We start from the raw sequence: 24869 nt of genomic DNA, 5'->3' as shown, positions 1-24869 counted from the left end.
GAACGCAGCATCAACCGAGTTTGCAGAAAGAGAGAAACATCATGGCTACCCCCATCGTTGGACTTCACCACGTAACGGCAATCGCTTCTGACCCGCAGAAGAACCTCGACTTCTACACCGGCGTGCTTGGCCTGCGCTTCGTCAAGCGCACCGTGAACTTCGATGACCCCGGCACCTATCACTTCTACTTTGGAGACGACACCGGCACCCCGGGCACCATCCTGACCTTCTTCCCCTGGCCCGGCATGAGCCGTGGACGCGCCGGCACCGGCGAAACCATAGCTACCGCCTTTTCCATCCCGGTCGGCTCGCTCGACTACTGGCGTAACCGCCTGGCGGAGAAACAGGTTGCCGTCACCGAAGAGACCTACTTCGGCAAGACGTACCTGACCTTCCCTGACCCGGACGGTATGGTCCTCGAGCTGGTCGAGAACACCGAGGCGCAGCCTGTCAGCGCTCCGCGTTATGCGGACGTCCCGGCCGAGTACGCCATCCAGGGCTTCTTCAGCACCACGCTGCTTGAGCTCAGCTTGCTGCGCACCGAGTCGCTGCTCGACATCATGGGCTACAAGAAGGTGGCCGAAGAAGGAGACCGTGTCCGCTACACTCCGGAGGGCAACGCACGCGGCCGCTTCCTCGACATCGTCGTCGACCCGGCAGCGCAGCCCGGACGCATGGGTGCCGGAACCGTGCACCACATCGCCTTCCGCGCAGCCGACGATGCGGCCCAGGTGGACTGGCAGAAGGAGCTGTCTCCGTATGTCGGCGTAACGCCCGTACAGGATCGCACCTACTTCCACTCGATCTACTTCCGCGAGCCCGGCGGCGTTCTCTTCGAGATCGCAACCGACGCTCCCGGCTTCCTGATCGACGAAGACCCGTCCGCCCTCGGCGAAGCGTTGAAGATCCCCGCATGGTTTGAGCCGCAGCGCGCCGCCATTGAGGCACGCGTCAAGCCCATCACCCTGCACAAGTTCAACCCGGCTACACAGGAGGTCAAGTGAGCAACACACCGCACGCCAACCAGCCCGTCCTTCACGCCGGCGCACCGCTCGCCACGGCAGCAGGAGTCATCCTGCTGCTGCACGGCCGCGGCGCCAGCGCCCAGGACATCCTCGGGCTCGGCAGCGCTCTCGTCTCCAAAGACTGGGCCCTGCTCGCCCCGCAGGCCGCGGGACACACCTGGTATCCCAACTCCTTCCTCGCGCCCCGCGCGCAGAATGAGCCATACCTCTCCTCGGCGCTCGACAAGGTAACATCCATCGTCGACGAAACCATCGCCGCCGGTGTACCTCCAGAAAGACTGGTCATCGCAGGCTTCTCGCAGGGAGCCTGCCTCTCCAGCGAGTTCGTAGGTCGCAACCCGCGCCGCTACGGAGCCCTCCTGGCCTTCACCGGCGGTCTCATCGGACCTCCGGGTGAGCCCATCACGCTCTCCGGCGACCTGGCAGGCACACCCGTCCTGCTCAGCTCCGGCGACCCCGACCCGCACGTCCCCTGGGCGCGCGTCGAGCAAACCGCCGAGCTGCTCACCCGGATCGGCGGAGTTGTCACCGTCAACCGCTATCCAGGCCGTCCACACACCATCCTCGACGTGGAAGTGGCCGCGGCAAAGCAGTTGCTCAGCACCATCGATCCCACCCTCTAACCCCAGGCGGAGGCACTCCCCGTGCCTCCGCTTTTTCGTTCCAAGGAGCGTCCATGCAAGCCGCCGTCGTCGACACCTTCTCCGCCCCTCCCCGCTTCGGCCAGTTCCGCAACCCCGAACCCGGCCCCGGCGAAGTCCTGATCCGCGTCCGCGCCGCCGCGCTCAGCAACCTGGTGCGCGCCCAGGCCGCCGGAAAGCACTACTCCAGCGGCAACGAACTTCCCCTCGTTCCCGGCAACGACGGCGTCGGCACCCTCCCCGACGGCTCCCGTGTCTACTTCCTCTTTCCACGCGCGCCCTTCGGCTCCATGGCCGAGTACACCGCCGTGCAGAAAGACCGCATCATTCCCATTCCAGAGACACTCGACGATGCCACAGCCGCCGCGCTGGCCAACCCCGGCATGGCCAGTTGGGGAGCCCTCCTCGGCCGCGCCCGCTTCCACAGCGGCGAATCGGTCCTCATCAACGGAGCCACCGGGGTCGCCGGACAGCAGGCCGTGCAGGCCGCAAAGCTCCTCGGCGCCTCGCGCATCATTGCCACCGGACGCAATCAGCAGACACTCGAAGAACTTCTCACCCTCGGCGCAACCGAAACCATCGCACTCACCGACGACGACGCAGAGACACAGCAACGCCTGCAGGCCACCCTCGCCACCAGCAAACCTGATGTTGTTCTCGATTACCTCTGGGGCTCAAGCGCACTCTCCATTCTGAAGAGCCTCGCCGGCAAAGGCGCCGTCTATGGAGAGCCACGTATCCGCTTCATCCAGATCGGCTCAGCCTCCGGCGAAGAGATCGCCCTGCCCGCCCACCTTCTCCGCAGCTCCGGTATCGAGCTGCTTGGCAGCGGCCTCGGCAGCCTTTCCCTGAAGGAGATCCTTTCGGCCCTCGAAGTCCAGTACCGTCACGCCGCCAGCGGACAACTCACCATCGACACGGAACTGCTTCCCCTCGCACAGGTAGCCGACGCCTGGAGCCACAAGGAAAGCGGAACCCGCACCGTCCTCACCCTGTAATCTCCACCCACTTAAAAACCGAAGGGCGAGCCGGTTAGCTCGCCCCTTCGGTTGTACATGAAGCAGTGTTCTACCAGAGCACCTTGATCGCCAACTGGATGCTGCGGTTATCCATCGAGGTTGACGTCACGCGGCCCAGGTTAGCAGCGTTGATACCAGCCGCCGGGTTGGAGAAGATCGCCCGGTTCAGGATGTTGTAAGCCTCGGCACGGAACTGTGCACGTAACCGCTCGTAGATCTGGAAGTTCTTGATCGCCGAGAGATCCACGTTGGCAGTACCAGGTCCGCGAAGCACGTTACGAGTGACCCAGCCCTGAACTGAAGGATTATCGCCCGTATTGCGGCTGTAGATACCCGTGTAGTTGTTCGTGAACACGGAATCGTCAAACCAGCGGAAGGGCGAAGGATTCGCAAGATAGGCATCCGAAACCTTCTTCCCAGCAACCAGGAAGGCGCGGCATCCGATGTTGGCGGCGAAGTTGCAACCCGTACGGGAAACGTTGAACGGGTAACCCGAGCGAAGCTGTACTGCCGGCTGCAATGACCAGCCGCCTGCAATTTGGTTCGCTACGCCAGTCTGAGCCCACTTCTTACCCTTGCCGAACGGCAACTCGTAACCACCCGAGATAACTGCCTTATGGCGGTTATCGAAGTTCGAGTACGAGCGGTCGAACCGCATGTCGGTAGCAAAGGATGAGTCGTTCGCACCGGCCTCACCCGAGAAGTTATCAATGTTCTTCGACCACTGATAGCTGCCCAGGTAGAACAGACCACCCTTAGCACGCTTCTCGATCTTCACCGATCCGCCGTGGAAGTTTGCGTCGCCCCGGGTGCTGCTGGTCAGAACACCCTGGCCAAACGCTTGATATGGCCGGTAGATATTCAGAGAGCCAGCGGGAACAGTGCATCCTGTCGCGGCGTACGACGGTGCCACAAATGGAAACTGTGTGCACTGGTTCTGGTCATAGCGCTTCCAGGACTTGTGTGTCTGGCTGCCCGTATAGGCCATTTCCAGTACCAGTCCCTTGCCCAGGTCTTGCTGCAGGCTCAGGTTGTACTCTTCCGTGTAAGGACGGCTGTTCTTCGGAAGAATCGAGAACGGCGAAGGCACCTGCGATACACCAACAGCTTGCGTTGGATCGGGCCAAAGCTGACTGACAGGGGTATTGTTGAATGCTTGCTGGAAGTAAAGCGGAGCGGCGTAACGAGTAAACTGCAGCTCGTTCGTGTTCAGGTTATCCAGGTAGATACCGAAGCCAGCGCGGATGACCGTTCCCGAACGTGCTTCCCAGGCAAGACCCACACGAGGCATGAAACCCTTATAGTTCGGCTCGATAATGCCAGGACGGTAGGTTTTATTCACCTCATAGACGCCTAGGTAAGACGTCGGAATACCCGTCGGGACTTTGCTGAAGGTAACCTTCTGTGTTGTTGGATCGAGCGTGCCTTCCAGCCCATTCTGCTCAACAAACGGAGAGTTATACTCCCAGCGCATACCCAGGGTGAGGGTCAGGCCATGGCCGACCTGCCAGGTGTCGTTGAAGAACGCACCATAGGTGTTATCACGATAGTGACCGAGAGTTGTGCCGGCGTTTCCGTTGCAGGCCGAGGTGCACATACCGCGCGCGTAGTTCTGGAATTTGTTGTAGTAAACCTGGTAACCAGAACCTGGATCGGTATACTGCTTCTGCCCCACAGGACAGTTGCTCCCCGAGCAGTTGTCAAACGTGGCTCCGCCGCGGGAATTGTTATCGGCAATCTGCCACAGCCGGCGGTTCTGGTACTGGAACCCTGTCTTCCAGGTGTGCTTCCCATGCACGATCGAGAGCGAGTCACCCACGCTGAGAATGTTCTCATGACCACCCTGGTCACCCGAACCGTCAGCTACGTTGGCGTAACCCGCGATCGTAAATCCGGCGCGACCGTTCTGACGCGTACTGGTCAGCGCCGTAACATTCTTCAAGCCCGAAAGAGCAGCCCAGTTTTTCGACGGGTCTTGCAGGACGCCGAGCGTGATGTTGTAGAACTCATTCCAACCGAGACGCACTTCGTTAACAATATTCGACGAGATCAGGTACGTGTTTCCCAGCACCGCATTACGGCCCAGCAGCGGATTTGAGGTGCTGCTGCCGGTTACCTGAGGCGTAATCTGCGAGGAATCAAAGTTAATGTAACGCCCGAAGACAGAGTTCTTCTGCGAAATGATCCAATCGCCGCGCAGCGTGTAGCTCTTGTAATCTTCCGTGAATTTCGCATTTGGAATGGCGTAGTTGTTGTTGTTATATCCCGCCACAAAGGCATCGCTCGTCAGCACGGGATAGGTGGCAGCCAACACCCGGCCTGCCTGTGCATCTGCCGGATTGATAGTGGATGCAAAATTCGGCGGAGGCGCAATCCTGTTGCCGTTCTCATCCAGCTGACCACTCGTGCAGACATTGGTACTCCGCGTGCATCTGGTCCCAAAAAGAACGTTGATTTGGCCAGCGTTTGTTAGAGTCGTGCCTGTTCCATCACCGGCAAGTTCCGCCTGCGTTGGGAAAACAGCAAACACCGGGTTATCACGCGTCAGCTTCAAACCTTCGTAGCCACCGAACAGGAACAGCTTGTCCTTCAGGATCGGAAAACCTACTGTGCCGCCATACTGATGGCGGGAGAAGTTCGGCTTCACCGGGTTGCTGGCATACGTGGTGAAGTAGTTGCGCGCATCAAACATAGCATTGCGGGCAAATTCATATCCCGATCCATGAATGCTGTTTGTACCCGACTTGGTCACCATCGATACAACTGCCTGTCCCTGGCCGTACTCGGTCGAGAAGGTCGAACGCAGCAGGTTGAACTCCTGAATCGCGTCCGTGTTCGGCATGATCGACATGTTGTTAAAGCGGATCGAACGCACATAGGTGCCGTCCAGCACGTAGTTGGTCGATGAAGCGCGACCGCCGTCCACCGAAATGTAAAGCTGGCGGCTGCTCGTCTGGGTACCGGTCTGTGCCGGGGTTCCTGTCTGGCCGCTCTGCGGCGGAGAAACGCCCGGAGCCAGCGTAGCTAGCTGGAGCACGTTGCGTCCGTTCAGCGGCAGGTCGTTGATCTGCTTCTGGTCGATAACCTGGCCAACGGTCGCTTCCTGCGTCTGCAGCTGCGGAGGCAGCGTGCTGACTTCGACCGTGTCGGTGACTTCACCAACGCTCAGCGTGACCGAACCGTTCGCCGTCTTGCCGATTTCAACGTCCAGCGCCTGAATCTGCGCCGCCTTGAAGCCCTGCTTCTCAACGCGGATCTTGTAGTTGGCTGGCGGAATATTCGGAATCGACCAGTCGCCTTCGTTATTGCTGGTCGCGGTACGTTCCGCGCCCGTGCCGTTGTTGATCAGGTGAATCGTCGCGCCCGGAACCGCTGCGCCTGTCGCATCCGTAACCTTGCCCGCGGCATCTGAGCTGGAGCTTGCCTGTCCGTAAGCGGCCGGTGACGTCACGTTCAATACAAAAAGCGGTGCTGCTGCCAACATTATCCCCAGCAGAGAACGCCGGGCAGAACTGGTAACACCCTTGGGTGAAAATATCTTCCGCATCACAGCGAACTCTCCGCTGCCAGCCGAAGCTTTGTGGCTGTCATATCTGATCATTTGGTTTAGCCTCCAAAATCGTTTGCTACTTTGGGCTGTACGCCCTATCCGTCTGAATTGAGACGCCTCAAATTCTGCGCCTCTTCCCCGATGCCCATCACGTCGAATTACGGTTTCTGTCCCTCAGAATCTCTGCTCAGACCACTCCGCTTCGCCGCACAAATACCCGAGTTCGATTCGACTGCGGGCTTATATCACAACGAAAAAATCGTTGTGAAGTGTTTTTATGCAGGCTGTCCCGCCTGCTTCCTGCTCAACGTTCCTTCCCTTTCTTCTGAATCGCTCTGCGGATTGAGACGAATCAATTCAGCACCGCAAAACAACCCTCTTCAAAGGCGAACGGCATCCTACGCACGCTGTAAAACACGTGTCAACACCTTCTGTAGACAATTTGCATCTGCCCTCAAAACCCCAGCAAACAAACCACTCCCCGATTCGTCCACACCGCGGGATTCCTCCGGCGCGAAGGCTATCGTTCGATAGAACAAAAGAAATGTCGACAAATGATCGACGAAATCACGCCCTCGCCCTCCACCCCATATGCCTTGGCCGGGAGGAACCACCAAAAACAACAGGAGCCGCCCTGAGGCGGCTCCTGTTGCATCCCAGGCAATCGTCGCTAAACCGTCGAACGCACCACCACGCAGTCGCTCCCGGCACGCAGCACAGCCCTCTCCGTCGCCGCCGGAACCACCACGGCCTCAGCCTTGGCAAGCGCCAGATCATCGTTTCCCGTGGCGATAGACGCCTCTCCTGACAGCAGCACCAGGCACTGCGGCTTACCCGCCAGCGTCACATCCAACGTCGAACCCGCCGGCAGCTCCATCCGGTCCACACTGAAGTAGCGTTCTTCCACCAGGCGCGTAAAACCGTCCTTCTTCACCGGCAGGCGCTTTCCGGCGGAGGTCTGGCTATTCATCACCGCCAGCCCCTCTTCCAGGTGCAGCTCCCGCGGACGCCCATAGTCATACAGGCGATACGTAATGTCCGATGTCTGCTGAATCTCCAGCAGCGTCGCTCCCGGCCAGATGGCGTGCACCGTATTCGCATCCACATACACCAGATCGCCCACCGATACCGGCTCAAAGTGCAGCAGGTCTTCCAGGTGGCCCTTCTCGATAGCCTCGCGAACCGCTTCCACCGGAACCTTGGGGTCTTTGAACCCAAGCGCAACGGCCGCTCCCGGCTCAGCATTCAGCACATACCAGCACTCGGTCTTGCCCTGGCTTTTGCGCTTTGCCGCCTGCTCATCGTTCGGATGCACCTGCACCGAAAGCTTATCGTCCGGGAACAGGATCTTCAGCAGCAGCGGAAACTCTCCAAGTGCCTTGCTCTCCCCCAGCAACGCATCCGGAAACTCCGTCGCCACGTCACGCAGCGTTTTCCCGGCAAGCGGCCCGCCTTCCACCACGCACTGCTCACCTGTCAGCCAGGCTTCGCCAATCTTTTCCGTAGGCTGCTCCGTGTACCACGGTGCAAGTTGAGTGCGGCCCCAGATGCGGGCCACGAACGCTGGCTTCAGGCGGAATGGAATCAGAGAAGGCATAGACTCGGTATAGTTTAGCCAATGCGTTTCTCACAGAAGAAAACATCGCTCCTCTGGCTTTCTGCTTGGATTCTCTTTGCCTCAAGCGCGCTTCAGGCCGAAAACCGCTGGATCGGCACCTGGGCCTCCGCACCTGTTCCCGTCAAAAATGAAACAGCTCTTGGCTCCGTTCCGATGACGCTTCGGCAGACGGTCCATATCAGCCAGGGCGGAGACACGCTGCGCATCACGCTCACCAACGAGTTCGGCACCGAACCGCTCACCCTCTCCGCCGCCTCGGTCGCCTTCTTCAGCGCCGGCGATGCCATCGTCGACGGTACAGCACGCCCGGTCACCTTCTCCGGCTCGCCCAGCGTTACAATCGCCCCGGGCAAGTTCGTCACCAGCGATAACATCCGCCTCAAGCTGCCCATCTTCTCTGACCTCACCGTCAGCCTCGAACTGCCGCAGCAGTCCATTCCCACGCTCACCGAGCATCCGCTGGCCAACCAGACCAACTACCTCGCGCAGGGAAATCTCGCTGCCGCCGCCAACCTGCCGGACTCCAGGAAAGAGATCCGCAACTGGATCTTCCTCAAAGACCTCCAGGTTCCCTCCCCCGGCAAGCGCTCCGGCGCCATCGTCACCTTCGGCGACTCCATCACCGACGGCGCCCGCATGTCGCTCAACAGCAACCACCGCTGGCCCGACTTTCTCGCCGCCCGTCTCACCACCAACAAGAAAACGAAGAACCTCGGCATCCTGAACGAAGGCATCAGCGGCAACCGTATCCTGCATGACATCGCCGGCCCGCGCGCTCTGGACCGCTTCGACCGCGATGTGCTCGCAGCCCCCGGCGTCCAGTACCTGGTCATCCTTGAAGGCATCAACGACATCGGCCGCACCTACCTGCCGCGCCCCGGAGCCAAACCCGGCGAAGAAGCCGTCACGGCACAACAGATCATCGACGGCCTCAAGACTCTCGTCGACCGCGCTCACGCCAGGCAGATCAAGGTCATCGGAGCCACACTCACGCCCTTTGAAGGTGCGCCTTACTTCACTGGTCCCGAAGGCGAGAACGATCGACAGGCCATCAACACCTGGATTCGCACCAGCGGCACCTTCGACGGAGTGATCGACTTCGACAAAACCGTCCGCGATCCTGCCGCGCCAACGAAATTTCTGAAGAAGGCCGACAGCGGCGACCACCTGCATCCCGGTGATCTGGGCTACCAGAGGATGGCTGACGGGATCGACCTGAAGTTATTTACGAAGTAGTTCCGCTCCCGTTGCAGGCAGCAGCGCATCAAAGAGGCGGCTCGTCATCTCTCTCACCGTCTTTGCGTCCAGCAGCGTAGCATCGAAGGCTGTCTCCAGTGAAAGCCCCGAGAGCACCGTCGCCAGCACCTGGACAGCGGCGGCGCGGCTTACCCCCTCCTTGCCTTTCGGCAAATCGCCCAGAAGCGCGGCAATGCGCCTCTCCTGCGTCGGCGGATTCACCTCATGGAGATAGCGCAAAAGCCGCGCTCTCGCCTCAGGATGCCGAATGGCATACAGCTTGAACTCCAGCGAAAGCAGGGCCCATTCCTTGTCTTCCACCATGCTCAGCGTAATCTGCCGCATTGCCTCCAGGTTCTCCTGGACACCTGTCGTCTTCGACAGGTGTTCGATCATCTGCGCACGGCGCCGCAACGTCTGTTCCTCCCACAGAGCCATGAAGATGTCTTCCTTGCTCTTGAAGTGGGCATAGATCGCGCCTTTCGTACGACCGGCCAGAGCGGCAATCTCTGACAGGTCCGCCGCCTCATATCCATCGCGCGCAAAGATCGTCTTCGCGGCACTCAACAGCAGCTCGCGCGTCTCACGCGTGCGAAGCTCATGCTTGTTCGGTCTTTCTACAGCAACCGTCATCGTCATCTATGCTAGCGTCTCTCCGCCGCCAGGGGTGGCCTCCCAAAAAACTGGCGTCTGAACTGATACGTACGTTTTGTCACGACTGAGGTACGTTTGTCATCCTGAGCAACGCGAAGGCTCTGCTTTGCCTTACCCCGCCGCAATCCCACAAACAACGCCCTAGTACAGCTTCGTCCCTCCGGCGGCCTGGTTCTTCTCAAACTTCTTTCTCTCCGTGTCAAAGCTCTTGGCAACCTTCTTCGCCACGGCGTCCGCCACGTTCTTGCTCTCCGTCTCGCCGCGAACCGTCGCCTTCACATCTTCCGCTACCTGCCAGGCTCCGGGCTGGTCCGACATCGTTACATGAAAGACCATCTGGGTTGTTCCTGCAAACATACCCGCCGGACCCATCACTGCGCGCTTCACCTGGCTGCCCGGCCGATAGCTCACAATCGCGATATGCACCGTCGACTGCGGGCACCCCCGATGCGCTCCCTGCTCGCCCTCGCGCAACACCTGCGTCACGCCCTTCACCTTCTGCATCCGCTCAATCATGTGCTCATACACCAGGGCGCGGTACGAAGCCGGAACCTCCGCCTGCTCCCACACCGGGGATGCAATCAGAACACTGCCCGGCCGCGGCACCACGCCGGCGCACGCATCCCGTTTCACCGTCGCCACCGGGGCCTCGGCATCCACCAGCGCCTCCATGCCTTCGCGCTCTTCCGCGCGTGGCGTAAACGCGGCCATCACATGCTCCGCATCGGCCACCGGCACCAGGAACACCGCCGCATGATACCCGCCCAGCGAATCGTGAAACTCCACCGTCAGCGAGCTCTCCTTGTGATGCATCACGCCGGCGGCGGCAATGCCTCCGCCATTCGGGATCGCCATACGGAGAATGCGGCCCTTCATGCCCCACATCTCCACACGCTCCGTTCCATTGCTGATGGCCAGGATGGACACGTGGGGGATGCTATAGCTTGCCTTGCCGGTGAAGCTCAGCCCGTGGGAGTCCAGCCGTAAAACCCCCTTCTGCTTCGGCTTCACATCCGGCAGGCCATAGGCATGCTGCGCATGAGAAACCGCCCACGCATCCGTGGAGGTGGAAACAACATTCGGGCGTTGTGGCTGGATCGCGCCACCAGCCCCAAACGCCCGCGACGGAAGAAAGAGAGCACTCTGAAGAAGAACAAGGAACGAAACACCGGAACGCCAGATGGACATTGGGAGGATCACCTCTAAATAAAATACCTACTCGTAGGTATTTTTTAATACGCAGCCCCTGTCAATCGGTTATCCATTTTCCCCAACAATTTTTCTGAAAAAGCAAAAGCGTCCCCGAAAGGGACGCTTTCACCAGGAATCGCTACAGAATCCGGGGTTTAGACCAGTTCCAGGCCGGCAAAGAAGTAGCCGATCTCAAACGCGGCCGTCTCCTCGGCATCCGAGCCGTGGATGGCGTTCTCGCCGATCGAAGCGGCAAACTGCTTGCGGATGGTGCCCTCTTCGGCCTTCGCCGGATCGGTGGCGCCCATCAGCTTGCGCAGGTCGGCAATCGCGTTGTCCTTCTCCAGGACCATCGGGATAATCGCGCCCGAGCTCATAAAGTCGGTCAGTTCGCCAAAGAAGCCGCGCTCCTTGTGAACGTAGTAGAAGCCCTCGGCCTGCGTCTTCGAGATGGAAATCTTCTTGATGGAAACAATCTTGAATCCGGCCTTCTCAATTTCGGCCAGAATGGCGCCGGCGTATCCCTTACGGACGGCGTCGGGCTTGATGATGCTGAATGTGCGCTGTGACATGAACTGTCGGAGCTCCCTCGCAGATATGCGATTTTTCTTTGGAAAGTATCCACCTCCAGTGTAAAACAAGCGCGAAAACGCAGCACTTCACTCCTGCGTCTCATCACTATGCGCTCCTGGATGGCGACCATCTGGTATATCGGCTGTGCGGTCTGGCTCGCCAACGCCTGGCTGGCCGGCTTCTACACCCGCTCGCGCGCCCAGGCGGCCGTCAGCCTGGTGCTGGCCGCCGTGTTTCTGGCCGCCGGCCTCTACTTCCGCCCCCGCAACTCTTAGAGCCCCTATCGCCTGTCATCCTGAGCAACGCAAGGGCACCGTAGGACTCCCCCAAACGAATAGTGGAAAAATGGAGACATCTCAGCAGCCGCAACCACCCACGATCAATGCCGAAATGGCGATAATACCGACACGATGGTGTATGCCCACAGCAGAAAAGACGGCAACTCGCTCCCATGGCAAGAGCTATCGGAGCATCTGAATCAGGTCGGACGCCTTGCCCAGTCCTTCTCTCCGAAGCAGCTTGCGGAACTCGCCAGGGTCGCTGGCCTATGGCACGACATCGGCAAGTTCAATCCCGCCTTTCAGCAATACATAGGCCAAAATCCTGAGCTTTCCAACGAAGCCTTCCCCACTCCACAAGCAAAAAGCGTTCCGCATTCTGCCGCAGGTGCGGCTCTGGCCCTGGAGCGTCTGCCAAATACCGTCGCCGGCCAAATGCTTGCGCTCGTCATCGCCGCGCATCATGGAGCGCTCAAGTCCGGGCGCTTCATCGACACGATCCAGGCATCGGGAACCCCACTCCTACAAGCCTCTCGCACTGGTGGACTTCCCTTAGAGTTTGAACAACAAACGCCCTCGTTTCCAGGAACGCCCTCCGCGCTTGCGGTTCGTATGCTGTTCTCCGCCCTGGTGGATGCAGACCTGCTGAACACGGAAGAGTGGGATACCGGTGCATCACGGCCAACCAGCTACAGCGACATCACAACACTGCGCAATCGCCTGGATGCATTCTGCCTCGCGAAGATAGAAACCGCGCAAGCCACAGCGTCTACTGAAAAAGAAAAGCGCCTCGCAGCCATGCGCCGCAGCGTCTTGGAAGCCTGCATTCTTGCTGCGGATACATCTCCAGGCCACTTCACCATGACCGTTCCGACCGGCGGCGGGAAGACGCTCAGCGGACTCGCCTTCGCCCTGCATCACGCCGAACGTAATGGCATGAGCCGCGTGATCGTCGTCGCCCCCTACACCTCCATCCTGGAGCAGACGGCCGACGTGTACCGCCAGGCCCTGGGCGCGGAAAACGTGATCGAGCACCACAGCAACATCGGCCCCAACCTGGATACCGACCGAAACCGGCAGGCCTGCGAAAATTGGGACGCTCCAATCATTGTCACCACCAGCGTGCAACTGCTGGAAAGCCTGCACGCCGCGCACAAGCGCGACTGCCGCAAGCTGCACCGTGTGGCCAACAGCGTTATCCTCCTCGATGAAGTCCAGACCTTCCCCGTCGATCTTCTGCAGCCCATTCACGCCGCGCTCAAGCGGCTGGCCGACGACTTCCACGTCACCGTGGTCCACGGCACGGCCACACAGCCTCTCATGGCCGGCGTCCATGGCAAACGCAACCGGTCTGTTCTCCCAAAAGAACTTGCCGTCCCCATGCGCGAGATCATGCCCGATCCCGCCTCTCTGTTCAACGCCATGCGCGACCGCTTCACCCTGGAGATCTTCGGCGAGTTGCAACAACCGCTGGACCCCGCTTTGCTGGCCGAAGACGTCAAGAAACAGGGCAGCGCCCTGGTGATTACCCATAGCCGCAAGGACGCGCGTCTCCTCGCGGACCTGCTTGGCCCGCAGTGCCTGCACCTCTCCGCCGCCATGTGCGCTGCGCATCGCTCGGACGTCCTGCGCGAAGCCAGGCAGCGGCTGGATATCAGCCAGCCATGCACCATCGTTGCCACCCAGCTTGTCGAAGCCGGAGTCGATATCGACTTCCCCGTCGTCTACCGCGCTCTTGCCGGACTCGAAACACTCGCTCAGGCCGCGGGACGTTGCAATCGCGCCATGAAGCTGCCGCAGCCAGGCCGCTTCATTGTCTACCGCGCCGGCAGGCCAAATGATACCGATGAAGACATCGTCGACTCCCGTCCTCCCCGCGGAACGCCGCAACTCAGTATGGAAGTCGCGCTGACTGAGTACTTCGCCCGCGGCATACCCAACCTGCACGATCCCATGCTCTTTCCCGGATATGCAGGAAAGGTTTTAAGCATGCAGGATACGGACCGTCACGGGATCCGCACACTGGAAGACGAAGGAGACTTCGAGGAGGTAGCCACGCACTTCCGCATGATCGAGGAGACCCACATCTCCGTGGTCGCCCCCTATGGCGATGCACCACGACTCCTCCGCGAACTGCAGCAGCAAGGCCCCACGCGCCAGCGCTTCCGTGCCTTGCAGCGCTACACGGTAGGCCTCAGCAAAACCATCTTCGATGCACTCTTCCGCTCAGGATGGCTGGAACCCGTGCTCCAGCAGGACACCGCCGATGCCTCTCTATGGTGCGTGCGGGAAGGCGATACATCACCCTATGACGAGCGGTTTGGCTTCGCCAGCCGCGAGAGGGATGTGAAGCTGCCTAACTTACAGGCCTAAATAGAAACGCCCGCTGCACCAAACTTGCCACTATCCGCCCATTACGATATGCCCTAAAGTTCTCCCACACAAACATTAGGACGTACGCATGCACTCGATCGATTTCTTTGTGCGGATACAGGGCACACTTGCGTGTTTTACTCGGCCGGAGTTCTCCACAGAACGCGTCAGCTATGACCTCATCACGCCGTCGGCCGCGCGTGGCGTTCTCGAAGCCGTCCTCTGGAAGCCCGCCATCCGCTGGGAGGTCCGGCAGATCGCTCTGCTCAAGCCCGTGTCCTACGCACGCTTCAAACGTAACGAAGTCAACACGCGGCTCTCGACGCAGAACGCTCTTGCCGAAGCCCGCGGCAGCAAGCCCATGCCCGACTTCTTCGCCGACGAAGACCGCGCACAGCGCAACACCGTCGCCCTGCGCAATGTGGACTACGGCATTGTGACACGCTTCCACATGACGCCACGCGCTGGCGCCGCCGATAACGTGCGCAAGTTTGAAGAGATGTTCGAGCGGCGTTTGCAAAAGGGCCAGCAGCACTATCAGCCCTGCCTCGGCTGCCGCGAGTTTCCCGCCTTCGTCGAACCTTGGGATGGCACAGGCGCCCTTGAGAACGAGTCTCGGATGCTGGGCTGGATGTTGCATGACATCGCCTTCGGAACGCTTCGCGGCAAGGAGATTGCCAACCAACCGCGCTTCTTTCCGGCGGAGCTGCGGCGCGGAATCGTCGATGTGCCCGCATGGGAAGACGCCACGCCCGCGAACCCTGAGGCTCTGCGCGTATGATTCTGCAATCCCTGCGAGACCTGGCTGTTCGTGAAAACCTGGTCGACGATCCTGCCTTTGAAAGCAAGGCCGTCCGTTGGATCATCGCCCTCGACGCCGATGGCCGCTTCCTGAACGCCTACGACACCAGCACGCCAGAGACCCTGCCCGAAGGCAGCAAAAAGAAGCCAAAGATGCAGGCCAAGCTGATGCGGATTCCACGGCGACTCGGCCGCACGGTGGGTATCAAGTCAGACTTCCTCGTCGACAATGCCAAGTACGCCCTTGGCCTTGCCGCAGACCCCGCCGAAGCCGGCGATCCCCGCATCCAGCAATGCCACGCAGCCTTTCTCGATCTCCTCCGCTCCGCGCCGCAGGATGTCCCGGAGCTGCAGACGGTCTTGACCTTCCTCTCCGACGATGCCGCCCGCGAAGCCTGCGCGCAAAACCTCGCAGCAAAAGGCGGCTTCGCTAGCAATGACCTCTTCTGCTTCCAGGTCGATGGCGAACCGCTCATCAAAATCGAAGAACTGCAGGCATGGTGGCGCACACAGCGAAACGAAGAAAGCGAAGGCTCGCTCCCCGTTCAGTGTCTCGTCTGCGGAGAGCTTCGCATCCCCGCCCGTCTGCACAACAGCTTTCAGATTCGCGGCGCCTCCACCTCCGGCATCCCGCTCGTGAGCTTCAACGCCAATGCCTTCGAGAAGTACGGCCTCAGCGGCAATGAGAACGCTCCCGTCTGCAACGAGTGCATGACCGCCTACACTGAGGCCCTACGCCGCCTGACGCGCGCGCAGTATGAAACCCCATCCGGTCTCAAGCTGAAGCCATTGAGCCTGGTGTTGAACGGAGACACCACCGCCGTGTACTGGGCAGAGGGGCAAAGCGAGTTGCCCAGCTTCCTCTCCTCCCTCAACACCGATCCCAGGAGCGTTCTGGAGTTGCTGGTTTCTCCACACAAAGGCAGCGAGTTCTTACTCAACGACTCCTCCGGGTTCTACTGCCTCATCGTGACCGGAGCGCAAGGTCGTGCTTCTGTTCGCCGTCTTCATGCCGGCACCGTAGGAGAAGTGGCGCAGAACCTGATGCACTTTTTCCGCGCCATCAACGTAGACCGCTACGACACCGCGGAACCTCTGCCGCTCTTCCGTCTGTTGGGAAGCATGGTGCTCAACGGCGAACGCGACCGTCTGCCCCCGGAGGCCGCCACCGAACTTTGGCTGCATGCGCTCTTCGGCGGCAGGCTCTCCCGCAGTTTTCTATCAACCATCGTCGCGCGTAACCGTGCGGAACGAGCCGTCTCCGCAGAGCGTGCGGCCCTGCTTCACCTCTACTTCCAAAGCCTTGTTCCACGGAAGAACACCACACCCGACTCTGCCGTTGAGAAAGAGAGAACCTATCCCATGAGTCTTGATCGCGAATCGAAAGACCCACCTTACCTGCTTGGCCGCCTGCTGGCAGTGCTGGAAAATCTCCAAACCGCTGCCCAGGGAAGCAACCTGAATCGCACCCTGGTGGACAGGACCTTTGGAGCCGCCTCGACCCGCCCCGGTGTCGTCTTCCCCCAGTTGATGCAAACAGCCCAGCATCATCTCTCGAAGGCTGGCCGCAAGCTGCCCGGTCGGGCTACCAATCTGGACAAGCTCCTGGGCGAAATCATCGACGGCCTCAATCTCGACGGCTTCTCCGCCGTGCTCTCCCTGGAACAGCAAGGCCGCTTCGCTCTTGGTTACTACCACCAGCGCCAAACTTTCTTCCGTAAAAGCGATCAGACCGTCCCCCAAGCCTCCGCAGAACCATCAACCGATTCCACCGAGGAGACCATTGCATGAGCCGTCCTGACTTCTCTCAACCCACCGTGCTGGATAAGCGCTACGAAATCGTCCTTCTGTTCGATGTGCGCCACGGCAACCCCAATGGCGATCCGGACGCTGACAACGCTCCGCGCGTGGACCCGGAGACCGGCCACGGCCTGGTGACTGACGTCGCCATTAAGCGCAAGATCCGTAACTTCGTCGGCCTGACACGTAACTTCGAATCGCCGAACAACATCTACGTAAAAGAACGCGGCATCCTTGCCAACGAGCAGCGCTCTGCGTACAAGGCTCTTGGCATCGAGCCGGACGGCAAGTCCGTGGATGCGGCACGCACATGGATGTGCGCCAACTACTTTGACGTCCGCACCTTCGGCGCCGTCATGACAACCGGCAAAGCCGAGATTGAAGCAGACGCAGCCATCAACACAGGAAAAAAAGCCAAGGGTCAGACCAGGCTCTGGAACTGCGGCCAGGTCCGCGGCCCCGTCCAGTTTGGCTTCGCTACCTCCATTGACCCCATCACCAGCATCGCCCACACCATCACTCGTGTCGCCCTCACCAATCCCGGCGACGCAGGTGGCGAAGCCGTAACCGACGAGAGCGGCGAAGAGAAAGCTGCGAGCGGACAGATGGGCCGCAAGCACGGCGTCGCCTATGGCCTCTACCGTATGCACGGTTTCGTCTCACCCTTCCTGGCAAAGCAGATGCAGTTCACCCGCCATGACATGGGAACCCTGTTGAACGCCCTGACCAACCTCTTCGACCACGACCGCTCCGCTACCCGCGGCGAAATGGCCGTGCGCGGCCTCTGGCTCTTCGAACACAAGGACGAACTCGGCAATGCGCCAGCCCACAAGGTACTCGACTCCGTAAAGTTGCCCAGCGTTCCCACCGCTCGCAGCTTTGCCGAATACGAAGCCGCCGGCATCACGGCTCCCACCGAAGATACAGAAGCGCTACCCGGCGTTACCGCCTGGCGCTACGTGTAAGCCAACCATGCAGCCGGATCTGCAGCTCGACGAGTCTCTTCCGATCAGCGGGCTGCAGCATCTTGCCTTCTGTCCGCGCCAATGGGCGCTCATCCATCTGGAACAGGCCTGGGCAGAAAACCGCCTTACCGCCGAAGGCAGCCTGCTGCATGAGCGCGCAGACCTGCCAGGCCAAACGCGACGGCACGACCTCCGCACCGTGCGCGGCATGCTTCTGGAGAGTCGGCGTCTCGCCCTCTCCGGCCGTGCCGACATTGTCGAATTCAACCCTCTACCCTTCCCCGTCGAATACAAGCGCGGCAAGCGCAAGCCAAACGATTGCGACCTGGTTCAGCTCTGCGCACAGGCGCTTTGCCTGGAAGAGATGCTCCAGACCGATGTCCCCGCAGGTGCCATCTTCTACGGAGAACCTCGCCGTCGCATGGACGTCACCTTCTCCGCACAATTACGCTCGCGCACAGAAGATCTGGCGCAACAGATGCACCACCTCTATCGCAACCGCATCACACCCGCCCCCATTCCCGGGCCACATTGCCGCAACTGTTCTCTCAACCATCTGTGTCTACCGCAAGCCACTGGCAACGCTGCCGTAGAAAACCGTTGGCGGACGGCGCAGCTTCGATCATTGCGGACCGAGGAGTAGGCCCAAATGCGCAAGCTCCTGAACACGCTGCATGTCATGACACAAGGCGCCTACCTTCATCGCGATGGCGAAACCGTCTCCGTCAAAGTTGACCACGAGACGAAGCTCCGCATTCCCGTACACACGCTGGAGGGCCTGGTCTGCTGGGGACAGGTCTCCTGCTCACCTCCGGTGCTGTCACTCTGCTGTGAAAGCGGTGTCGGCATCTCCTTTCTTACAGAGCAGGGCCGCTTTCTTGCGCGCATCCAGGGGCCGGTCTCCGGCAATGTTCTCTTACGACGCCAGCAGTACCGGCTGTGCGACGGAGCTGAGGGCGCTCTGCCCGCGGTCCGAATGACCGTTACTGCAAAGATCGCCAACAGCCGCACCGTGTTACTACGGGCGGCACGCGAGACCTCTGACCCGCAACGAAGTGAAACTCTCCGCGACGCCGCAAAACGCCTGCAGTGGATCGGCCTCGACGCCTCCCGCGCGGACAATATCGAAATCGCACGCGGACACGAAGGACTCGCCGGTCAGGAATACTTCTCTGCATTCGACTCCATGATCAACGGCGACCGCGATGCCTTCCGCTTTCAAGGACGCTCGCGTCGGCCTCCCCTCGATCGCACCAACGCCCTTCTCAGCTTTATCTACGCCCTGCTCCGGCATGATATCGAGTCGGCACTGGAAAGCGTCGGCCTCGATCCCGCCGTCGGTTTCCTGCATGCCGACCGTCCCGGCCGACCAAGCCTCGCACTCGACATGATGGAGGAACTTCGTTCTCCCCTCGCAGACCGCCTCGCACTCACGCTGATCAACCGTCGACAGGTGCAGGCCTCCGGCTTCACCATCCAGGACAGTGGAGCGACCCTTTTGGAAGAAGCCACCCGCAAGCAGGTCATCGCCGCATGGCAAACGCGCAAACAGGAAGAAATTGAGCATCCCTTCCTCAACGAACGAATCCCGCTCGGCCTCATTCCCTACACGCAGGCACTGCTGCTGGCCCGCTACGTTCGCGGAGGGCTCGATGCCTATCCCGCATTTCTCTGGAGATAATTTCCCATGCTCGTATTGGTCAGCTATGACGTCAGCACACGCGAAGAAGCCGGCCGTCGCCGTTTGCGCCGCGTCGCCCGCCTGTGCGAAGATCGCGGGCAGCGTGTCCAGAACTCCGTCTTCGAGTGCCTGGTCGACGCCGCACAATGGGTTCGCTTCCGCGCCGATCTCCTCACGGAGATCGCGCCTGAGGAGGACAGCCTCCGCTTTTACTTCCTGGGCAACGAATGGAAGCGCAGGGTAGAACACATCGGCGCCAAACCGTCCTACGACCCGCAAGGCCCGCTCATTCTCTGAACCTGCCTCCCTCTTTCAATCGAATAGAACGGCCTGCGCGAACCGGAAGCGATCACGAACTACCCGATAGGTTCGCGATTGCAGGAAGTTACGGCAAATACAGCGTTGAGCGCAAAGCAGGAGGACGCAAGCCTGCGTTCCCCTCTTCACTGGAACCCCTTCCGCGAATGTGCCATCCTAAGATCTGGCGCAAGCGCAACTTAGCACGCTCGCCATCGCGGCCCACACGGGCCGCGTGGATTGAAACTGCGCTGCTGGCTGGTCAGGTTGTCGAGCTGCGTGAAGATCGCGGCCCACACGGGCCGCGTGGATTGAAACGGCGATGTGGCGGATGAATATGCTCGACGGCTACATCGCGGCCCACACGGGCCGCGTGGATTGAAACTCCAGCGAGGCGGCAACTGAGATGTTCGCGAGCTTATCGCGGCCCACACGGGCCGCGTGGATTGAAACCTCGAAATCTTCAGTGCCTTACAGACGTCAAGGAATCGCGGCCCACACGGGCCGCGTGGATTGAAACACCCGTCGCATCGATGGGGCGAAGCTCAACCTCAAATCGCGGCCCACACGGGCCGCGTGGATTGAAACACAACCACACAGGGCTATTCATGCCCGACAAGCAAAATCGCGGCCCACACGGGCCGCGTGGATTGAAACCATAGCAGCAACCGCCACGCTAGCAGAGAGAAGCATATCGCGGCCCACACGGGCCGCGTGGATTGAAACACCGTTTGATTTTCTGCCGGGCTTTGAAGTCGATCATCGCGGCCCACACGGGCCGCGTGGATTGAAACAGCTTTTGTCTTGAAGAGGCTTACCGGTGATGCATCGCGGCCCACACGGGCCGCGTGGATTGAAACTGAAACGGTTGCTGGCCATGGCGTCCCCCGAGCATCGCGGCCCACACGGGCCGCGTGGATTGAAACCCACTTTTCTATCAGGCTCACCAACACCGGCCGCTCGCATCGCGGCCCACACGGGCCGCGTGGATTGAAACATACGATAGGAATTTACTACGTCTTTATCTAGCATCGCGGCCCACACGGGCCGCGTGGATTGAAACACCTTGAATCAACCGATGCCGCGCAATGTCATCCATCGCGGCCCACACGGGCCGCGTGGATTGAAACAATCGGAGCACCACCTAAGAACTCGATAGCTTCTAATCGCGGCCCACACGGGCCGCGTGGATTGAAACAAGAGCAAGTACGATAGTTTGCTCGCCCAGGGTAAATCGCGGCCCACACGGGCCGCGTGGATTGAAACTCTTTCGGCACGTGTCTTGAATCCGTGCTGGACTATCGCGGCCCACACGGGCCGCGTGGATTGAAACACCACCTGGTTGGGCACGACGGTGCTGTTGTTCGGATCGCGGCCCACACGGGCCGCGTGGATTGAAACGTACTGTGCGGTGGCCACTTGAGCCTGAATCGCTATCGCGGCCCACACGGGCCGCGTGGATTGAAACGATGAAAAAACTCAGGCATGGATTCAGCTTGCCGTATCGCGGCCCACACGGGCCGCGTGGATTGAAACAACTCCTGCTCCCTGTAACCAGAAACCCTGTTGATATCGCGGCCCACACGGGCCGCGTGGATTGAAACTGAGGCTCACCGGTAAAACAGACCGCTGGCTCCGATCGCGGCCCACACGGGCCGCGTGGATTGAAACGACAAGTCCGATACGCCGGGCTATGACTGGCACATCGCGGCCCACACGGGCCGCGTGGATTGAAACCGAACGCATTCCCGGAGCCTCTGAGGGCTAATCGATCGCGGCCCACACGGGCCGCGTGGATTGAAACGTGAGCGAGGGAAAGTTTAAGCTCGTCCCGTACGGCATCGCGGCCCACACGGGCCGCGTGGATTGAAACAACAGTCAGACGCAGGCCGCTCCAACCGGATATGATCGCGGCCCACACGGGCCGCGTGGATTGAAACTAAAACGGATTGTGACGCAGTCTGGCAGTCAGCATCGCGGCCCACACGGGCCGCGTGGATTGAAACCAGGGTCGATGAACGATGCCGCCATGGTTCGGGCAGATCGCGGCCCACACGGGCCGCGTGGATTGAAACAAAGATGAGCAAAATCAAGGAATTGGAGCTTGAATCGCGGCCCACACGGGCCGCGTGGATTGAAACTCATCGCTGGTCTCGTACATGATGCTCTCGTCATATCGCGGCCCACACGGGCCGCGTGGATTGAAACGGGCAAACCCTGTGCTCTGAGGAGGGCTTTACCGACTTCGCGGCCCACACGGGCCGCGTGGATTGCCCCCCACGCTTTAGCCTGCGCGCATATGCAGCCGACTTCGCGGCCCACACGGGCCGCGTGGATTGAAACACCTTGATCGTGATGGCATGATGTCGCGCCACCGCAGGTTCTTCATCTCGATCGGTCGCATCCCTGTATTGCAAGCAATCAGGATCAGGTTGTAGGTCGCCATCCGATACCAGATACTCGAAGGCTTATCCGCCTTGGCGATCCATCTACGACCGGCCGTATGAAGCTTGCGGTACTCCTCCAGCGTGAACCCATCGCGTCTCATTGACTTCAGCTTAGGACGCTCATCGAATCTCTGGCTTGCTGGAACATAGCGCTTCTTGATGGCGAAGTTCATCACCGCTCCAAAGATCGACATCTCAAAACGGATCGTCGCATCACTGATGAAGGGAACGATCGTGTCTTTGGAAGGAGCGACTTCAATCGGTCTCAGCACCCGAATCTTGCCGAGTGTGCTGAACCTTGGTGCGGCGTTCGGCCTCATTCTTAGCGAAAGCCTCGGCCATCTCCGCCGTCACCTCACGGACACCATTCCGCTTGTTGCGGCCAACGCCGTTCTCCCGCCGCCATGTCGGGTAACCGCTCCAAAGCTCATCCCCGATCAGATGAACCTGCGTCGAACCGACATATCGATCCAGAGTTCCTTCGATGACGGCACGGACCTTCTTCGGACGCGCCGCGCTGATCTCTCCATGCTGTGCTCGCGCCTCCTGTGTGAGCAGGTACTCCCTACCAACTTCGCGAAAGGGATGGTTGAAGACAGGTACATCATGCTTAAGCCGGAACCGGATATCCGCATCTTGATCAAAGGCACGGTCACGCGCTACATCCATGTCCGTTGTCTTCTGCGATACCGTCTTATACCGGTCAGCCTTCGGAATCTTCATCCGGCAGTACCACTGCCGGTGCTCCACATCGCCGCGCCTAAAGATAATCAGGCCCGGCTTCAGCTCCGCTTTGTCGGTGACGAATGCCATATCCGCCTCCTGCTCTTTGGACGCGTTCTGTGCAGATTCTCTCCTGCAAGTGCCTGATTGCACGTACCTGTGCAGGATTTGTATGGATGACACTGCTGAAGCAAATCGTTTATTTAGAAATATATTTAGAAATGATTTCTCATCCTGAAAGAATCTGCTTTTCTCCAATCCACGTGTCATCCCGGCTGAAGACGAAGCCCCGCGGAGACCCCGCATGTGCCTTTCCGCTCCTCTTTCATCCCATCAACACCACGGACACGGCTGTCATCTAAGATGGGGCAAGTCAAAAACAAGCCATTCCCCAAGGAGCACCCATGGACGTCCGCGAACACCTCAAGTACGGCATCCACAAGTTTCAGACCGAGGTCTACCCTAAGCACCAGCAGGAGTACATTGAGGCGGCCAACAAGCCGCAAACACCGCACACCCTGGTCATCACCTGCTCTGACTCCCGCATTGACCCGGAGCTGATCACCCAGTCCGGCCCCGGCGACATCTTCGTCAGCCGCAACGTCGGCAACATGGTGCCCCCTTACGGTGAAATGGTCGGCGGCATCTCTTCGGTGATCGAATACGCCGTCTCCGCCCTCAAGGTGCAGCACGTCGTCATCTGCGGACACTCCGACTGCGGAGCCATGAAGGCCCTGCTCAAGCCCGAGTCGCTCGAAAAGCTACCCACCGTACGCCGCTGGCTGCGCAACGCCGAGGCCGCCCTCAGCGTCGCCAAAGAGATCGCTACCCCGGATGCGATGCTGCCCAGCCTCACAGAGCAGAACGTGCTCATGCAGATGAACCACGCCCGCACACACCCCTCCGTTGCCGGCGCCATCGCCCGCGGAGAGCTCTCCGTCGGCGGCTGGGTCTATGACATCGAACACGGCGACGTAAAAATCTTCAACGAACAGAAGAACAAATTCGAATCCACACTCGGAGCCGGTGCTTGATCACCATCAACCATCCACCGCTGCGCCAGATGGCAAAGTACATCGGCTTGCCTCTGGCGCTGCTGTTCGGCTTCGACGCCCTCGTCGTGATCGCCTACCAGATGCTGGGCATGAAGTGGATCGCCCAGCCGGCCATCCCGCTCAGCCTTCTGGGCTCAGCCATCGGCGTCATCGTCGGCTTCCGCAATAACTCCGCCTATGGCCGCTGGTGGGAGGCCCGTACCCTGTGGGGCTCCATCGTCAACAACTCCCGCTCGCTCGCCCGCCAGGCCGTCACCAACATCCGCGCGCGTGCTGAGGAAGATGTCGAGGGCGTCCGTTACATCCAGCAGCAGATCGTCCACCTGCAGATTGCCTGGGTCAACTGCCTCCGCCAGCAGCTCCGCGGCCTCGAACCCTGGTGGGAGCTCAAAGACATCCTTCCACAGGAAGAGATCCTTCTCCTCAAGAACGAGAAGAACGTCGCCGTCGAAATCCAGAAACGCATCGGCTTCCTCGTCATGGACGCCTTCATGGCCGGCTATATGACCGAACGTGGCTGGGGCAACATGGACGAGACCCTCACCCGCCTCTGCGACGCCCAGGGCGGCGCCGAACGCATCAAGAACACCCCCATGCCGCGGCAGTATGATTACTTCCCCCGCATGTTCGTGCATCTCTACTGCCTCGTGCTCCCACTCGCCATGGTCGCCAACCTCGGCTGGTGGACCCCCTTCGGCTCCACCGGCGTCGGTCTCATCTTCCTTGCACTGAACAAGATCGGAACCGACCTCGAAGATCCCTTCAGCAACACCATCTTCGACATCCCGCTGACCGCCATCTGCCGCACCATCGAAGTCAACCTCCGCCAGATCCTCGCCGAGAAAACCATCCCGCCCATGGAAAAACCCATCGACGGCGTGCTCTGGTAAACAGTTGGATGATGGAGTGGCCAGATGGTGGGATGGTGCGCTGTTGTAGCGG

Annotated in this window: 20 protein-coding genes and 1 CRISPR repeat array; of the genes, 14 read left to right on the top strand and 6 right to left on the bottom strand. The window is 60.2% G+C overall.

What is annotated here, in order from left to right; translation table 11 throughout:
* Positions 1-41 precede the first annotated feature (41 nt).
* The 3 genes from OHL13_RS17540 to OHL13_RS17530 are packed head-to-tail and all read left to right on the top strand — an operon-like array spanning position 42 to position 2664.
* Positions 42-1004, top strand: coding sequence for a ring-cleaving dioxygenase (locus OHL13_RS17540; protein ID WP_263411412.1), 963 nt, complete (start codon positions 42-44; stop codon positions 1002-1004).
* Positions 1001-1648, top strand: a complete 648-nt coding sequence (locus tag OHL13_RS17535; protein ID WP_263411411.1) for an alpha/beta hydrolase — start codon at positions 1001-1003, stop codon at positions 1646-1648. The genes OHL13_RS17540 and OHL13_RS17535 overlap by 4 nt, the downstream gene beginning before the upstream one ends.
* Before the next feature lie 53 nt (positions 1649-1701).
* Positions 1702-2664 carry a quinone oxidoreductase family protein gene (locus OHL13_RS17530; protein ID WP_263411410.1) on the top strand — a complete coding sequence of 321 codons (963 nt, stop codon included), beginning with the start codon at positions 1702-1704 and terminating at the stop codon, positions 2662-2664.
* 70 nt (positions 2665-2734) lie between these two features.
* On the opposite strand, the gene OHL13_RS17525 is transcribed toward OHL13_RS17530, so the two are convergent.
* Positions 2735-6136, bottom strand: a complete 3402-nt coding sequence (locus OHL13_RS17525) for a carboxypeptidase-like regulatory domain-containing protein (RefSeq protein WP_263411686.1) — start codon at positions 6134-6136, stop codon at positions 2735-2737.
* Positions 6137-6905: 769 nt separating this feature from the next.
* The gene (locus OHL13_RS17520; protein ID WP_263411409.1) at positions 6906-7832 is read right to left on the bottom strand and encodes a type I phosphomannose isomerase catalytic subunit; all 927 of its coding nucleotides are present in this window, start codon (positions 7830-7832) and stop codon (positions 6906-6908) included.
* A gap of 174 nt (positions 7833-8006) precedes the next feature.
* Between OHL13_RS17520 and OHL13_RS17515 the strand changes: the two genes are divergently transcribed.
* Positions 8007-9089 (top strand): SGNH/GDSL hydrolase family protein, encoded by a 1083-nt coding sequence (locus OHL13_RS17515; RefSeq protein ID WP_263411408.1) that lies wholly within the window; start codon positions 8007-8009, stop codon positions 9087-9089.
* Here the strand turns inward: OHL13_RS17515 and OHL13_RS17510 are convergent.
* The 3 genes from OHL13_RS17510 to ndk all read right to left on the bottom strand — a co-directional run bounded on the left by OHL13_RS17510 (position 9075) and on the right by ndk (position 11506).
* Complete coding sequence (locus OHL13_RS17510; RefSeq protein ID WP_263411407.1) at positions 9075-9722, bottom strand: TetR/AcrR family transcriptional regulator; 648 nt, start codon at positions 9720-9722, stop codon at positions 9075-9077. The two genes, OHL13_RS17515 and OHL13_RS17510, sit on opposite strands and share 15 nt — an antisense overlap.
* 162 nt (positions 9723-9884) lie before the next feature.
* Positions 9885-10931, bottom strand: coding sequence for a hypothetical protein (locus OHL13_RS17505; RefSeq protein ID WP_263411406.1), 1047 nt, complete (start codon positions 10929-10931; stop codon positions 9885-9887).
* A gap of 158 nt (positions 10932-11089) precedes the next feature.
* Positions 11090-11506, bottom strand: a complete 417-nt coding sequence (gene ndk, locus OHL13_RS17500; protein WP_263411405.1) for a nucleoside-diphosphate kinase — start codon at positions 11504-11506, stop codon at positions 11090-11092.
* 120 nt (positions 11507-11626) lie between these two features.
* On the opposite strand from ndk, the gene OHL13_RS17495 reads away from it, so the two are divergent.
* The 8 genes from OHL13_RS17495 (at position 11627) to cas2 (ending at position 19702) form a co-directional block, all read left to right on the top strand.
* Positions 11627-11782 (top strand): hypothetical protein, encoded by a 156-nt coding sequence (locus tag OHL13_RS17495; RefSeq protein ID WP_263411404.1) that lies wholly within the window; start codon positions 11627-11629, stop codon positions 11780-11782.
* A 135-nt stretch (positions 11783-11917) separates the two neighbouring features.
* Positions 11918-14158 (top strand): CRISPR-associated endonuclease Cas3'', encoded by a 2241-nt coding sequence (locus OHL13_RS17490; protein ID WP_263411403.1) that lies wholly within the window; start codon positions 11918-11920, stop codon positions 14156-14158.
* An 88-nt stretch (positions 14159-14246) separates the two neighbouring features.
* Positions 14247-14939 carry a type I-C CRISPR-associated protein Cas5c gene (gene cas5c / locus OHL13_RS17485; protein ID WP_263411402.1) on the top strand — a complete coding sequence of 231 codons (693 nt, stop codon included), beginning with the start codon at positions 14247-14249 and terminating at the stop codon, positions 14937-14939.
* Positions 14936-16750, top strand: coding sequence for a type I-C CRISPR-associated protein Cas8c/Csd1 (cas8c, locus tag OHL13_RS17480; RefSeq protein WP_263411401.1), 1815 nt, complete (start codon positions 14936-14938; stop codon positions 16748-16750). Before cas5c ends, cas8c begins: the two co-directional genes overlap by 4 nt.
* A complete protein-coding gene (gene cas7c / locus OHL13_RS17475) occupies positions 16747-17724 on the top strand; it encodes a type I-C CRISPR-associated protein Cas7/Csd2 (RefSeq protein ID WP_263411400.1) in 978 nt (325 codons plus the stop codon). The genes cas8c and cas7c overlap by 4 nt, the downstream gene beginning before the upstream one ends.
* A gap of 7 nt (positions 17725-17731) precedes the next feature.
* Complete coding sequence (gene cas4 / locus OHL13_RS17470; protein WP_263411399.1) at positions 17732-18367, top strand: CRISPR-associated protein Cas4; 636 nt, start codon at positions 17732-17734, stop codon at positions 18365-18367.
* 6 nt (positions 18368-18373) lie between these two features.
* Positions 18374-19405 (top strand): type I-C CRISPR-associated endonuclease Cas1c, encoded by a 1032-nt coding sequence (gene cas1c / locus OHL13_RS17465; protein WP_263411398.1) that lies wholly within the window; start codon positions 18374-18376, stop codon positions 19403-19405.
* Between the two features lie 6 nt (positions 19406-19411).
* Complete coding sequence (gene cas2 / locus OHL13_RS17460) at positions 19412-19702, top strand: CRISPR-associated endonuclease Cas2 (protein ID WP_263411397.1); 291 nt, start codon at positions 19412-19414, stop codon at positions 19700-19702.
* 214 nt (positions 19703-19916) lie between these two features.
* Positions 19917-22045: a CRISPR direct-repeat array (repeat unit 33 nt; unit sequence ATCGCGGCCCACACGGGCCGCGTGGATTGAAAC).
* A gap of 359 nt (positions 22046-22404) precedes the next feature.
* Here cas2 and OHL13_RS17455 read toward each other — a convergent pair.
* Entirely contained in the window at positions 22405-22962 is a 558-nt protein-coding gene (locus OHL13_RS17455; protein WP_263411396.1) for a hypothetical protein, read from the bottom strand.
* A 314-nt stretch (positions 22963-23276) separates the two neighbouring features.
* Here OHL13_RS17455 and OHL13_RS17450 point away from each other — a divergent pair, with 314 nt between their 5' ends.
* Together OHL13_RS17450 and OHL13_RS17445 are read left to right on the top strand one after the other, a co-directional pair.
* Positions 23277-23906, top strand: a complete 630-nt coding sequence (locus OHL13_RS17450) for a carbonic anhydrase (RefSeq protein ID WP_263411395.1) — start codon at positions 23277-23279, stop codon at positions 23904-23906.
* Entirely contained in the window at positions 23903-24817 is a 915-nt protein-coding gene (locus tag OHL13_RS17445; protein WP_263411394.1) for a bestrophin family protein, read from the top strand. The genes OHL13_RS17450 and OHL13_RS17445 overlap by 4 nt, the downstream gene beginning before the upstream one ends.
* Positions 24818-24869: the final 52 nt, after the last annotated feature.

It is taken from the genome of Terriglobus tenax, from assembly GCF_025685395.1.
GTDB classification, from domain to species: domain Bacteria; phylum Acidobacteriota; class Terriglobia; order Terriglobales; family Acidobacteriaceae; genus Terriglobus; species Terriglobus tenax.
The sequence above is the reverse complement of the archived record's forward strand: the minus strand, read 5'-3'. Positions and strand labels throughout refer to the sequence as shown.